This is a genomic window from Serratia sp. JKS296 (assembly GCF_900215445.1).
GTDB classification, from domain to species: domain Bacteria; phylum Pseudomonadota; class Gammaproteobacteria; order Enterobacterales; family Enterobacteriaceae; genus Serratia; species Serratia marcescens.
Map to the genome: position 1 here is coordinate 1553503 of NZ_OCMX01000001.1, position 13734 is coordinate 1567236.

Here is a 13734-nt window from a genome sequence, read left to right on the forward strand (position 1 = left end):
CAGCCCCTCCTGATGGGCAATCTGCCTGCCGTCACTTGTTTTAGATCAACGTTAGGTTCGGTATGTGGTTAACCACAATAGAGCTGAGCCCAATGTCATTTTTACACTGTAAATCATCGACATTGTTTATTCATCTAACGGGCATCAATAGCGTGATCGGGGTGATGCCCAGGGCGTGGGAGAGGCGCATGGATTTCGGTAAACGGCAGTTTTTACAGCGGCTGGGCGTGTTGACGGCGGGGGCTTCGCTGATCCCCGTGGCGGAGGCCGGGCTGACGTTAGCGCCGACGCGGCGCGAGGGGGATGCGAGCCGCCGTTACGCGATGCTGATCGATCTGCGGCGCTGCGTAGGGTGCCAGGCTTGTACCGTGAGCTGCGCCATTGAAAACCAGACGCCGCACGGTGAGTTCCGCACCACGGTAAACCAGTACCAGGTCAGCCTCGAAGGCGAATCCGTCGCGACCAACGTGCTGCTGCCCAGGCTGTGCAACCACTGCGACAACCCGCCCTGCGTGCCGGTATGCCCGGTACAGGCCACCTTCCAGCGCGAGGACGGGATCGTGGTGGTCGACAACAAACGCTGCGTGGGTTGCGCCTATTGCGTGCAGGCCTGCCCGTACGATGCCCGTTTTATCAATCACGCCACCCAAACGGCGGACAAATGCACCTTCTGCGCGCACCGGCTGGAAGCGGGATTGCTGCCGGCGTGCGTGGAGTCGTGCGTGGGTGGGGCGCGGATCATCGGCGATATGCGCGATCCGCACAGCACGCTGAGCAAGCTGCTGCGGCGCCACGAGGCCGAGATCAAGGTCCTCAAGCCGGAGAACCAAACCGCGCCCCACGTGTTTTATCTGGGGCTGGATGACGCCTTTGTCACGCCGCTGCCGGGGCGGGCGCAGGTCGCCTTATGGGGGGAGGGACGATGAGCCGCCAACTGATGATCGCAGAAGTGCTGAGCCAGCCGCAGGCGGTGAGCTGGCTGCCGTGGGCCGTGCAATATTTCTTCTTTATCGGCATCGCTGCCTGCGCCGCGCTGCTGGCCTGCGTGTGGCGCTGGCGCGGAGGGGACAACGCCGCACGCCTGGAGCGCGCGGCGCTGTTTATCGGGCTGACGTGCGCCATCACCGCGCCGCTGGCGTTGACCGCCGACCTGCATCAAACCGCCCGCTTTTGGCATTTCTACGCCTACCCGACGCCCTGGTCGTGGATGCCGTGGGGCGCGCTGTTCTTGCCGCTGTTTACCCTGCTGATCGGCCTGTGGTTTATCGCGATTGAATTTACGCGGCTGACGGGCAGACCGGTTGCGCTGCTGCGTGGGATCGCGACCGCCTGCGCGCTGGTGGCTATTGGCCTGCTGTTGTACACCGGGCGAGAGGTTTCCATCGTGCGCGCCCGCCCAATCTGGTTCAGCTACGGATTTCCGATCGTGATGTTCCTCAGCGCGCTGCAGGCGCTCTTGGCTTTGCTGCTGCTGACATTGCGCGAACGGCCCGATCTGCAAGCGCCGCTGGCGCGTGCGATGTTGCTGACGTTGCTGCTGCTTGGCGGGGCGATCCTGCTGTGGGGATGCGGCGATACGTTATCCGGCGCGGCGGTACGCCACTGGCTGCAGACGCAGGCGATGGCGCGCCGGTACGCCGCGGGATGGATTGCGCTGTGGGGGCTGACGCTGGCCTGCGCCGCCTGGACCGGCTATCGGCGCTTGCCGCGCGGCGGCGCGCCGCTGCTGGTGGCCGGCGCACTGGGGCTGAGCTGGCTGATGCGCTGGACGCTGTTGATCGAGGTACAAACCATTCCGAAATACAACGCGTCTAACTCCCCTTATAGCCTGCCGCTCGGCACCGACGGTTTGCTGGCGATCGTCGGCACCTTCGGGTTGTGGCTGGCGTTAATGATCATGGTGCGTGAAGCACAGGCGTTTTTACTGCGGAGAAAACAACATGGCTAAATTCACCCGGCGTCAGTGGTTGAAAGTGGGCCTGGCCTTCGGCGGATTGTCCGCTTTCGGCCTGAGCTATCGCGAAGTCGCCAAACGGGCGATTGACGGCTTGATTCACGGCACTTCAGGGCGGGTGACTCTGGATCGTATCAACGGCAACTCCCTGCCGCCCGAAGGACGGGCAATGCCGGAGTGGCAAGGCAATCCGCAGCAGGCCATCTCGATGACCCAATGTTTCGGTTGCTGGACGCAATGCGGCGTGCGGGTACGGGTGGACAGGCAGACCGACCGGGTATTGCGCATTGCCGGCAACCCGTATCATCCGCTGTCTCAGGAACGGCACGTCGACTCTGCGTTGCCGCTGCAGGACGCGTTGGCGCAGCTGGGCGGCGAAAGCGGCCTCGACGCCCGCTCCACCGCCTGCGCGCGCGGCGCCACGTTGCTGGAGGGGCTTTACAGCCCGCTGCGCGTGCTGGAGCCGATGAAGCGCGTCGGCAAACGCGGCGAGGGCAAGTGGCAACGCATCAGCTTTGAGCAGTTGATCGCCGACGTGGTGGAAGGCGGCGATCTGTTCGGCGAGGGGCATGTGGACGGCCTGCGGGCGATCCGCGATCTGGAGACGCCGATCGATGCCCGACGGCCGGGGCTGGGGCCGAAAGCCAACCAGCTATTGGTGACCAACGCCGGTGACGACGGGCGCGATAGCTTCCTGCGGCGCTTTGCCCAGAACAGTTTCGGCAGCAAAAACTTCGGCGCGCACGGCGCTTACTGCGGGCTGGCCTACCGTGCCGGTTCCGGCGCGTTGATGAACGATCTGGACAAGAACCCGCATGTGAAACCCGACTGGGAACAGGTCGAATTCGCACTGTTTATGGGGACTTCGCCGGCGCAGTCCGGCAACCCGTTCAAGCGCCAGGCTCGGCAACTGGCCAGCGCCAGATTGCGCAGCGAGTTCCGTTATGCGGTGGTGGCGCCGGCGCTGCCGCTGACCACCACGTTGGCGGACGATCATGGCCATTGGATCCCGATATTGCCGGGTACCGACTCGGCGCTGGCGATGGCGATGATCCGTTGGATCCTCGACAACCGGCGTTATCAGGCCGCTTATCTCGCCATCCCGTCGGAGGCCGCCATGCAACGCGCCGGCGAGAAGAGCTGGACCAACGCCACGCATCTGGTGATCGCCGAGAGCGAGCATCCGCGCGCGGGGCAGCATTTGACGTTGGCCGATCTGAACGGCGCCGGGTCGGCGTCGCCGCTGGTGGTCAACGGCGCGGGTGAGCTGGTGGCGGCCGAGACGTGCGACAGCGCAGAGCTGTGGGTAAGCCGTACGGTGACGCTGCACGATGGCGCGCAGGTGGGGGTGAAAAGCGGCTTCCAGTGTTTGAAAGAGGCCGCCGATAAGCTGTCGCCGGAGGCGTACAGCCGGCAATGCGGCGTGCCGGTGGCACGCATCGCGGCACTGGCCGAGGCTTTTACCGCCCACGGGCGCAAGGCGGCGGTGATCGCCCATGGCGGGATGATGGCGGCGAACGGGTTTTACAATACCTGGTCGGTGATGATGCTTAACGTGCTGATCGGCAACCTGAGCCTGGCGGGGGGCGTGTTTGTTGGCGGCGGTAAATTCAATGGCTTCGCCGAGGGGCCGCGCTATAACCTGGTCGAGTTTCCCGGTCTGGTAAAACCGAAGGGGCTGAATATCGCGCGCAGCAAGGCCGCCTATGAAACCTCCGACGAATACCGCGAAAAAGTGGCGGCGGGCGTTTCCCCCTGGCCGGCCAGGGCGCCCTGGTATCCGTTCGTCGCCGGGCAACTGACCGAACTGCTGACATCGGCGTTGGCGGGGTATCCGTACGGGCTGAAAGCCTGGATCTCGAACATGACCAACCCCTTGTACGGTATCGCCGGGTTGCGCGGCGTGGCGGAGGAACGATTGAAAGATCCGGCGCGTTTGCCGCTGTTTATCGCCATCGATGCGTTTATCAACGAAACGACGGCGCTGGCCGACTATATCGTCCCGGACACCCATAATTTTGAGAGCTGGGGGTTCAGCGCCCCCTGGGGCGGCGTCGCCAGCAAGGCCACTACCGCGCGCTGGCCGATAGTGACGCCGGCGACCGCGAAAACGGCGCAAGGGCAACCGATTTCCATGGAGGCGTTTTGCATCGCCGTCGCTAAACGCCTGGCGCTGCCGGGGTTCGGCGATCGCGCTATCGGCGACGGTCAGGGCGGGCAGCTGCCGCTCAACCGCGCCGAGGATTATTATCTGCGCGCCGCCGCCAACGTGGCGTTTGCCGGCAAGGCGCCGGTGCCGGCCGCGAGGGCGGACGAACTGACGCTGAGCGGCGTCGATCGCTTGTTGCCGCAGCTTGCGCAGACGCTGCGCGCCGATGAAATCGACCGCGTGGCGTTTATTTACAGCCGCGGCGGCCGATTCGCGGATCATGACAGCGGCCGCCGCGACGGCAGCGTGGGCAACCGCTGGGAGAAACCGCTGCAGATCTGGAATGCGGAAGTGGCGAAACACCGGCATGCGATCACCGGCGAGCGTTTCAGCGGCTGCCCCACCTGCTATCCGGCGCGTTTGTCGGACGGCCGCGCGGTGGAAGCGCTCTACCCTGAACGGCAGTGGCCACTGCGCCTGATGTCCTTCAAATCCAACGTGATGAGCAGCTCCACCGCGGTGATCCGGCGCCTGCACGACGTGAAGTCGGTGAACCTGGTGGCGCTGAATCCGGCAGACGGGGCGCGTTTCGGCATTCAACACGGCGACCGGGTGCGCATCAGCACGCCGGGCGGCAGCCGCGAGGCGCAGATCAGTTTACTGGCGGGCGTGATGCCCGGCGTGATCGCGGTGGAACACGGCTACGGCCACCGGGAGATGGGGGCCAGTCAGCACTACCTGGACGGCGAACCGCTGGCGATGGATGAGCGCATCGCCGCCGGCATCAACCTCAACGATTTGGGCTTTGCCGATCCGACGCGCGAAGTGCCGAATACCTGGCTGGATTGGGTGACCGGTGCGGCGGTGCGTCAGGGGATCCCTGCGACCATCGTCAAGCTTTCCGCGTAGGCGCAGCCGTAAATCTGCTGTGGCTGCAGGTGGGGGTGTTAAGCCTGCGTCAGCAGCTGCAAAAAGCGACTCAGCGCGGCAAAAGGCGGTTCGCTGTTGCGCCAGAAGACGCCCACGCTGCCTTTCTGCTCTATCTTCGGCAGATTCAGGATCGCCAACTGCCCCTGGCTGGCATAACGCTGCGCCAGCCGTAGGGAAAGAATGGAGATCATATCGCTGCTTTGCAGCAGGTTGGTACTGACGTTCATGGATGCCGATTCAACCGTGTTTTCGGGCAGCATCACGCCGTTATCCGCCAGCGCATTATCAATGCTGAGGCGGATGGGCGTGCCGGTCGGCCAGACAATCCAGCGCCAGTGGGTGAGATCGTGCCAGGTGAGGGAGGCGGATTTTGCCAGCGGATGGTGAGGGCGGGCAACAAAGCATACCGGTTCGGTGTAGAGCACTTGATAGTTGAGCGGCAGTTGCAGCGCCCGCCCGCCAACGCGGCCCACGACGACGTCCACCACGCCCGCGAGCAGATCGTGCAGCAGCGGGGTCATCACCTTTTCCTCAATATTGAGATGCAGCGTTGGCATTTCTTGCAGCAGGCTCAATATGGCCTGCGAAACGCAGTCGGTGGCGACCGGCGAACAGCCGATTTTCAGGCTTCCCACCAGCCCGCCTTGCTTAAAGCGGGCGATTTCAGACTGCGAACGCTCCAGATCATTGATCAAACGCTGCGCATGCTGAAGCAGCAATTTCCCCCCCTCGGAGGGGCGCAGCCCTTTGCTATGCCGCTCAAACAGCGTGATCCCAATCTCATCTTCGAGCTGTGACAACCATTTTGACAGAGCGGGTTGGGAGATGTTCATCATCCGGGCAACGTGGGTCAGATTTCCCTGCTCGCCCAACGCCACCAACATTTGCAGATGGTGAAGTTTCATTTTCTGCGCCCAGTTCGCCATTTGCTATAACCCTCCGGTTATGTCTCCGCCTGAAAAGCCATTGTACATTTTATCGCTAAGGATACAAATTCGTAACATACCTAAAACAAGACAGACATCTCCCTACCCGCACCGAGGCGCTCACTATGACTCAATGGCGTGATTTACAAGCTCTGATCGATGCTGCTCCCATCGGTAAGACGCAGTGGCGCGTTATCATCTGCTGCTTTTTGGTGGTGATGCTGGATGGTTTTGACACCGCCGCCATTGGTTTCATCGCACCCGACATCCGCGCCCAGTGGCAACTGACCGCCGGTGAACTGGCGCCGCTGTTTGGCGCGGGGCTGCTGGGGTTGACAGCGGGTGCACTGCTTTGCGGCCCGCTTGCTGATCGCTTTGGCCGCAAGCGTGTCATCGAGCTTTGCGTGGCGCTGTTTGGCGCGCTGAGCCTGATTTCGGCCTTCTCCCCCGATCTGTCAACGCTGGTCGTTTTGCGTTTTCTCACCGGCCTGGGGTTGGGGGGCGCGATGCCGAACACCATCACGATGACCTCTGAATATCTGCCCGCTCGCCGCCGTGGCGCGCTGGTCACGCTGATGTTCTGCGGTTTCACGCTCGGTTCAGCCCTGGGCGGGATCGTCAGCGCCCAACTGGTGCCGGTGATGGGGTGGCACGGCATTTTGGTGCTCGGTGGCGTTTTGCCGCTGATGCTCTTTGTGGTGCTGCTGTTTGCCCTGCCGGAATCCCCGCGCTGGCAGGTTCGCCGCCAACTGCCGCACAAGGTGGTTGCCAAAACGGTCAGCGCCATCACCCGAGAGTGCGATGAAGAAACCCATTTTTATCTGAGCGAAGCCGCCACGGCGGCCAAAGGCAGCATCAGCCCGCTGTTTGCCGGCCGCCAGTTGCGTATCACCCTCATGCTCTGGGCGGTTTTTTTTATGAGCATGCTGATCATCTACCTGCTCTCCAGTTGGTTGCCGACGCTGCTTAACCACCGCGGTATTGATCTGCAGCATGCCTCCTGGGTGACCGCCGCTTTCCAGATGGGGGGCACGGTGGGGGCGCTGGGGCTGGGCGCGTTGATGGACAAATACAATCCCTTCCGGGTCTTGGCGGTGAGCTACGCCTTAGGCGCCGTCTGTATCGCCATGATTGGCCTGAGCGAGAACGGCCTATGGCCGATGGCGCTGGCGATCTTCGGCACCGGCATCGGCATCAGCGGTTCGCAGGTTGGGCTGAATGCCTTGACCGCCACGCTCTATCCGACGCAAAGCCGGGCGACCGGCGTCAGCTGGTCCAATGCCATTGGCCGCTGCGGCGCGATTGTCGGCTCGCTTGCCGGCGGCGTGATGATGGCGATGAATTTCTCATTCGATACGCTATTTTTCATTATTGCCGTGCCGGCGGCGATCAGTACGGTGATGTTAATGCTGCTGACGGCTGTCGTTCGCCAGTCTGCCCCAGCCCCTGATACGTTGCCTCGCGCAGCGTCGTGAATGAAAAGGAGAATCCCTATGCCTGAACGCAATCAGGATGTTAATCCCAGCCGCCAGCAGTTCTACCGGCATATTTCAGGGCAGAACCTGACCCCATTGTGGGAGTCGCTGCACCATTTGGTGCCGCCGACGCCGAGTGCAAACTGCGCCCCGGCTTACTGGAACTATCAGGCGATTCGCCCGCATCTGCTGGCCAGCGGCGAGTTGATTGGCGCCAAAGAGGCGGTTCGCCGCGTGCTGGTGCTGGAAAACCCGATGCTGCGCGGACAGTCCTCCATTACCCCGACGCTGTATGCCGGATTGCAGTTGATCATGCCGGGCGAAGTCGCGCCGAGCCATCGCCATAATCAGTCGGCATTGCGGTTTATCGTCGAAGGGAAAGGGGCATTTACCGCCGTTGACGGTGAACGTACGCAAATGCATGAAGGCGACTTCATTTTGACGCCGCAGTGGCGCTGGCACGATCACGGTAATCCCGGCGAGGAGCCGGTGGTATGGCTGGACGGGCTGGATTTGCCGCTGGTGAACCTGCTGGGTTGCGGTTTCGCGGAAGACTATCCGCAAGAGCAGCAGCCCGTGACGCGCCAGGAGGGGGATTATTTACCGCGCTATGCGGCCAATATGCTGCCGCTGCGCCACCAGAAAGGCAACTCATCGCCCATTTTCAACTACCGCTACGATCGCAGCCGGGAAGCGCTGCATGACCTCACCCGCATGGGGGACGCCGACGAATGGGAAGGGTACAAGATGCGCTACGCCAACCCGGTGACCGGCGGCTACCCCATGCCCTCGATGGGCGCCTTCCTGCAGCTGCTGCCGAAAGGCTTTTCCTCACGGAAAGCGCGAACCACGGACAGCACCATTTATCACGTGGTGGAAGGGCGCGGTCAGGTCAGCATCGGCAGCGAAACCCTTCACTTTTCGGCAAAAGATATCTTCGTGGCGCCGACCTGGTTCGACGTGTCGTTCCAGGTGGACGAAGACACCGTGTTATTCAGTTTTTCGGACCGGCCGGTTCAGGAAGCCCTGGGACTGTTCCGTGAAGCACGTTATTAATTTGGGAGAGACAAAATGACGCAATACGTATTTGCACCGCAAGCCCCCGTGACGGTTCCTGTCGTGGGGAGTGATAAACAGTTTCCCGTGCGCCGTGTCTACTGCGTCGGGCGCAACTATGCCGCGCATGCCCGCGAAATGGGCTTTGACCCGGATCGTGAGCCGCCGTTTTTCTTCTGCAAGCCTGCCGATGCGGTGGTGCCGGTGGCGGCCGGCGAAACGCTGGCGTTGCCGTATCCGTCGCAAACCGACAACTACCACTACGAAATCGAACTGGTGGTGGCGATTGGTAAACGGGGGAGCGATATTCCGCTGGAAAAGGCGCATGAATACATTTGGGGATATGCCACAGGCCTGGACATGACCCGCCGCGATCGGCAGATGGACATGCGTCAGATGGGGCGCCCATGGGAAATCGGCAAGTCGTTCGATCTTTCTGCGCCCATCGCGCCATTGCATAAAGCCGGCGACAGCGCAGACGTGAACAACGCGCCTATCTGGCTGCAGGTCAACGGCAGCGATCGCCAGCGCAGCGATATCCGCCATCTGATCTGGTCGGTGAATGAAACCATCAGCTATCTGTCCGGCTTTTTTGAGCTGCAGCCCGGCGATCTGATTTTTACCGGCACGCCGGAAGGGGTAGGCGCGGTGGTGAAAGGCGATGTGATTACCGGCAATGTAGAGGGGCTAACCCCTATCGCCGTGAAGATTGTCTGAGGCCGATTCAGAGGTGAATGATGAAGCTGTACAGTTTTTTTAATAGCTCAGCCTCCTATCGCGTGCGCATTGCGCTGGCGCTGAAAGGCCTCCATTACCAGACGGTGGGGGTCAATATTCGCATCGGGCAGCAGAATGAGCTGGCTTATCGGCGCATGAACCCGGTCGGGCTGGTGCCGACGCTGCTCACGGACGACGGCGAGTCTCTCAGCCAGTCGCTGGCGATTACCGACTGGCTGGATCGCCATTTCCCTCAGTCGCCGCTGTTGCCGGCGGCCGATCCGGCGCGCAGCCGGGTACTGGAAATCGTCTATGTCATTGCCTGTGATATTCACCCGGTCAATAACTTACGGGTGTTACGCTACCTGAGTGAAGAGCTGAAGGTGGGCGATGAAGAGAAAAAACGCTGGTATGCGCACTGGATCCGCCAAGGGCTGAGCGCCGTAGAACAGCTGTTGCTCCAGAGGCCGCCAGGACCCTTCTGCGTTGGCGATACCCCGACGTTGGCGGATTGCTGCCTGATCCCTCAGTGGGCGAATGCCCTGCGGATGGGGTGCGATCTGAGCGGGTATCCGCGCTGTAAGGCGGTTTACGACGCCTGTACTCAGCTCCCGGCGTTCATCGCCGCGGCGCCCGAAAACCAACAAGACAAAATTTCAGCCTGAGCTTGATAAGGCGAAAGGCCGTCGCGAAAGCGAGGCGCGCAATGATCGTTGGGGGAGACAGTGGCGCACCGGCTGCGCCCTCATCCTCTCGACGTGCAGACGAAAAAAAACCTGCTGTTACAGCAGGTTTTCTTAAATTTGGTCGGCATGAGAGGATTATGCGCATCTTCGATGCTTGCCCTGCGGGCCGTTGCTAAAGCAACGTGGTCTCACTACGTTCGGCTCAAACCTCCTTCGGAGATTCTCATCCTCTCGACGTGCAGACGAAAAAAAAACCTGCTGTTACAGCAGGTTTTCTTAAATTTGGTCGGCATGAGAGGATTATGCGCATCTTCGATGCTTGCCCTGCGGGCCGTTGCTAAAGCAACGTGGTCTCACTACGTTCGGCTCAAACCTCCTTCGGAGATTCTCATCCTCTCGACGTGCAGACGAAAAAAAACCTGCTGTTACAGCAGGTTTTCTTAAATTTGGTCGGCATGAGAGGATTCGAACCTCCGACCCCCGACACCCCATGACGGTGCGCTACCAGGCTGCGCTACATGCCGACGCTATGAAAAATCATACTACCGATTCCCGATGTTAATGCAAGCGCCTCGCCACTTGATTGCTTTAGTTTTAAGCAGTTAGTTGGCGATAAAGCGTTTTACATCGGTCAACACCTGCAACAGCAGAGCAAGCTGCGGTTTCTCGTCCTTTATCTCTTCGCCGTTCTGATCGTAGACGCGATAGTTACCGCTGTTGTCCAGCATCAGCGTTTGTGTCGGCGTGGTTATCACCAGCTGGTTGCCATCGCCGGTGGCGATCCAGTTGTTGCGGCGCTGGGCGGTGAACAGATCCTCGCCTTGCGAATAGTCTTTCGGCGCGGTTTTCACGTGCAACAGGCGTTGCATCAAGGTGCGCATGACGTCGTTATGGCCGGTCAGCTTGCTGATGGTCTGCGCCGGGGTGCCCGGCCAGTGGATCACCAACGGCACCTGTAGCTGCGCCTGGTTGAAGGCGGTGCCGGCGCCCCATTGGCCTTTGCCGCTGTCGTTGAACTCGACGCCGTGCTCGGCGGTGATTACCACCACGGTTTTATCCAGCAGGCCGCGCTGTTTCAGCGTGTCCAGCACCTGGGCTATCTGGGTATCCACATCTTGTGCGCCGGCGCGATAGCGCCGAATAAAGTCGGCCGGGACCGGTTTTTTGTCGCCTTCGGTCGGCTCGGCGCCGCTGAAGTTGATATAGGAGAACCACGGCTCTTTGCTACCCTGGTCTGCCAGCCAACGCTGCCATTGCTGGGTGGTCTGGGCGTCGCTTTGCGGCGCCGGCGTCGGCAGCGAGAAGTCGGTCAACAGGGCCTGGCGGTACAGGCTGGCATTGAAGCCATCGGAGGAGAACAGCCCCAGCTGGTAGCCCCGATCGCCGAGCGCATTGATCAGTGCTGACGGCTTGCGGCCGGCGAGCACGCTGTCCAGATAGGTCGGGGAAATGCCGTAGAACAGGCCGAACAGCCCGGTATCGGCATGGTTGCCCGAACTGTAATGATCGCTGAAACGCACGTTTTCCTGGGCGAAGCGGGTCAGGGTTGGCATGTCCTGCGCCACGTCTTTGGCGCGAATGCCGTCCACTACGATCATCAGCAGGTTATAGCCGCTGCCTTTATCGCCGTAGCTGAGATCGCTGAGCGGATACTCCACCGACACTGCTTCCGGGTTGCCCTGTTGCACCAGACGGCGCTCATACTCTTGCTGGTCGAGCAGGCCGTGTTTTTCGAGGAACTTGCGCGCGGTCATCGGGTACGAGAGCGGCAGGTTGGCCCGCTGCATGGTGATCGGGCGATAGAAGTTGGCGTCGGCCCAGATATAAATCAGGTGCGACGCGAAAAAGGCGCTGATAAACAGCGCCGCCAGCGGCTTGCCGAAGCGGCGGCGGTTCAGGCTGCGCAGCTTCTGCCAGCTCCAGGTGCCGAACAGCATCTCCACCAGGAAGATCACCGGCACGCAGATAAACATCAGCTGCCAGTCACGCGACAGTTCGCTTTGATCCGGGTTGACCACCAGATCCCATACCACCGGATTGAGGTGCAGGTGGAAATGGGAGAACACTTCGCTGTCGACCAGCAACAGCGTGAGCCCGATGGTGGCCAGCGCGGCGGAAATAAATCGCAGCAGCCGCTGCGACATCACCACGAAGGTGAGCGGGAAGATCACCAGCAAATAGCCGGCGAACACGATAAAGCTGAAATGCCCCAGCAGGCTGACAAAGGCATAGACCCGGCCCAGCAGGGATGCGGGCCAGTCGGTGACAAACAGGTAGCGGCTGCCCAGCCCAAGGGCGAGCAGGATGTTGAATAAGGCGAACCAGTGCCCCCAGCTGATCATCTGGGAGACTTTTTCACGATAACGCTGACGGTTTGTCACCATAAGTCAATATTAATGTGCTTTATCTTCACGGACAGAAGCCTGCAGGGCTTCCGCGAACGATCTTGCCAGGGTTTTCCGCTGCGCGGGGGCAACGCTGGTGTTGATCAAATTAGTGACCATGTTGCCCAGCACCATCAGGGAAAGATCGGTGGGGGTATGGTGTTTTTCCAGAACATTGACCAGCTCTGAGAGCAGTTGTTCAACGTGTTCGTCACTGTAACGGGATGATTGTGGCATAAAATTGCGCTTAGTAATCTGCAAAGTGCCCTATCTTACCGTATAGGGCAGTGATTTTCCGCTCTTTTATCACTTCCTGTCATTTGGGGAAGGGGGCGCCCGTGGCGGGGCTGCTCCTCGCAGCGCCTTTCCGGTTTGCCGCGGCTTTTTAGTATTGCAGGGCGGGGTCTTCAGTGTTTGAATACGCGCCTAAAGAACAGGAGGATTTATCATGAGTCTGGATATCGACCAGATCGCTCTGCACCAATTGGTGAAACGCGACGAGCAAACGCTGGACGTGGTGTTGCGCGATACCTTGCTTCCCACCAACGCGGCGGTGGAAGAAATGATGACGGAACTGCATCGCGTCTACAGCGCCAAGAGCAAGGCCTTGGGCCTGTTCAACGAAGGCAGCGAGCTGGCGGAAGCGCTGCGCACTTGCCGCAAGGACGATAAGGACTTTCTGGCCTTCAGCCGCGCGGCGACCGGCCGCCTGCGCGACGAACTGGCGAAGTATCCGTTTGCCGAAGGCGGCGTGGTGCTGTTCGGCCAATACCGTTATCTGGCGGTGGAGTACTTGCTGATCGCGGTGCTGAATAGCCGTAACAGCATGCGCGTCAACGAAGAGCTGGATATCAACACCACGCACTATCTGGACATCAACAACGCCGATATCGTCGCGCGCATCGATCTGACCGAATGGGAAACCAACCCGGAATCGACCCGCTATCTGACCTTCCTGCGCGGGCGCGTAGGCCGCAAGGTCGCCGACTTCTTCATGGATTTCCTGGCGGCGTCCGAAGGGTTGGACACCAAGGCGCAAAACCGTGGGCTGCTGCAGGCGGTGGACGACTACTGCGCCGATGCGCAGTTGGACAAGAACGAGCGCCAGTCGGTGCGCCAACAGGTGTACAGCTACTGCAACGAACAGCTGCAGGCGGGCGAAGAGATTGAACTGCAGGCCCTGTCGCAGGAGCTGTCGCCGGTCGGCGAGAAAGACTTCATGCAGTTCTCCAGCGAGCAAGGGTATGAGTTGGAGGAAAGCTTCCCGGCGGATCGCGGCACGCTGCGCCAGCTGACCAAATTTGCCGGCAGCGGCGGCGGCATCAGCCTGAATTTCGACGCCATGCTGCTGGGCGAGCGCATTTTCTGGGATGCGGCCACCGACACGCTGACCATCAGAGGCACGCCGCCGAACCTGCGCGATCAGCTGCAACGCCGGACCGGCAGCGGCAAGTAAG

General features: G+C 60.9%; 11 protein-coding genes, 1 tRNA gene and 2 other RNA genes. 8 read left to right on the forward strand and 6 right to left on the reverse strand.

The features are described from left to right. The first annotated feature begins 188 nt into the window (after positions 1 to 188). The 3 genes from ttrB to ttrA are packed head-to-tail and all read left to right on the forward strand — an operon-like array spanning position 189 to position 5012. The gene (gene ttrB, locus CRO23_RS07365; RefSeq protein ID WP_049300466.1) at positions 189 to 926 is read left to right on the forward strand and encodes a tetrathionate reductase subunit TtrB; all 738 of its coding nucleotides are present in this window, start codon (positions 189 to 191) and stop codon (positions 924 to 926) included. Beyond that, on the forward strand, positions 923 to 1948 hold the full coding sequence (gene ttrC, locus CRO23_RS07370; protein ID WP_097101641.1) for a tetrathionate reductase subunit TtrC: 1026 nt from the start codon (positions 923 to 925) through the stop codon (positions 1946 to 1948). The genes ttrB and ttrC overlap by 4 nt, the downstream gene beginning before the upstream one ends. Further along, positions 1941 to 5012, forward strand: coding sequence for a tetrathionate reductase subunit TtrA (ttrA, locus tag CRO23_RS07375; protein WP_079450271.1), 3072 nt, complete (start codon positions 1941 to 1943; stop codon positions 5010 to 5012). The genes ttrC and ttrA overlap by 8 nt, the downstream gene beginning before the upstream one ends. A 38-nt stretch (positions 5013 to 5050) precedes the next feature. Here ttrA and CRO23_RS07380 read toward each other — a convergent pair whose 3' ends face one another. Continuing rightward, positions 5051 to 5959, reverse strand: coding sequence for a LysR family transcriptional regulator (locus CRO23_RS07380; RefSeq protein ID WP_079450270.1), 909 nt, complete (start codon positions 5957 to 5959; stop codon positions 5051 to 5053). A 125-nt stretch (positions 5960 to 6084) separates the two neighbouring features. On the opposite strand from CRO23_RS07380, the gene mhbT reads away from it, so the two are divergent. From mhbT to maiA, 4 genes are read left to right on the forward strand one after another with little or no spacing between them, the layout of a single operon-like run. Continuing rightward, on the forward strand, positions 6085 to 7434 hold the full coding sequence (mhbT, locus tag CRO23_RS07385; protein WP_097101643.1) for a 3-hydroxybenzoate transporter MhbT: 1350 nt from the start codon (positions 6085 to 6087) through the stop codon (positions 7432 to 7434). Between the two features lie 18 nt (positions 7435 to 7452). Further along, positions 7453 to 8490 carry a gentisate 1,2-dioxygenase gene (gene gtdA, locus CRO23_RS07390; RefSeq protein WP_097101645.1) on the forward strand — a complete coding sequence of 346 codons (1038 nt, stop codon included), beginning with the start codon at positions 7453 to 7455 and terminating at the stop codon, positions 8488 to 8490. A 15-nt stretch (positions 8491 to 8505) separates the two neighbouring features. Beyond that, positions 8506 to 9207 (forward strand): fumarylacetoacetate hydrolase family protein, encoded by a 702-nt coding sequence (locus CRO23_RS07395; protein WP_025303616.1) that lies wholly within the window; start codon positions 8506 to 8508, stop codon positions 9205 to 9207. Positions 9208 to 9227: 20 nt separating this feature from the next. After that, entirely contained in the window at positions 9228 to 9872 is a 645-nt protein-coding gene (gene maiA, locus CRO23_RS07400; RefSeq protein ID WP_028127735.1) for a maleylacetoacetate isomerase, read from the forward strand. A gap of 139 nt (positions 9873 to 10011) precedes the next feature. On the opposite strand, the gene CRO23_RS07405 is transcribed toward maiA, so the two are convergent. From CRO23_RS07405 to CRO23_RS07425, 5 genes are all read right to left on the reverse strand, one after another. After that, a non-coding RNA gene (locus CRO23_RS07405) (RtT sRNA) lies at positions 10012 to 10141 on the reverse strand. A 35-nt stretch (positions 10142 to 10176) separates the two neighbouring features. Beyond that, a non-coding RNA gene (locus tag CRO23_RS07410) (RtT sRNA) lies at positions 10177 to 10306 on the reverse strand. 34 nt (positions 10307 to 10340) lie between these two features. After that, positions 10341 to 10417, reverse strand: a tRNA-Pro gene (locus CRO23_RS07415). A 78-nt stretch (positions 10418 to 10495) separates the two neighbouring features. Beyond that, on the reverse strand, positions 10496 to 12277 hold the full coding sequence (gene yejM / locus CRO23_RS07420; RefSeq protein ID WP_016926966.1) for an LPS biosynthesis-modulating metalloenzyme YejM: 1782 nt from the start codon (positions 12275 to 12277) through the stop codon (positions 10496 to 10498). Between the two features lie 9 nt (positions 12278 to 12286). Beyond that, positions 12287 to 12514: a YejL family protein gene (locus tag CRO23_RS07425; RefSeq protein WP_004935782.1), complete on the reverse strand. Its 228-nt coding sequence runs from the start codon at positions 12512 to 12514 to the stop codon at positions 12287 to 12289. A gap of 211 nt (positions 12515 to 12725) precedes the next feature. Between CRO23_RS07425 and yejK the strand changes: the two genes are divergently transcribed. Further along, positions 12726 to 13733 carry a nucleoid-associated protein YejK gene (yejK, locus tag CRO23_RS07430; protein WP_004935779.1) on the forward strand — a complete coding sequence of 336 codons (1008 nt, stop codon included), beginning with the start codon at positions 12726 to 12728 and terminating at the stop codon, positions 13731 to 13733. The last annotated feature ends 1 nt before the right edge of the window (position 13734 follow it).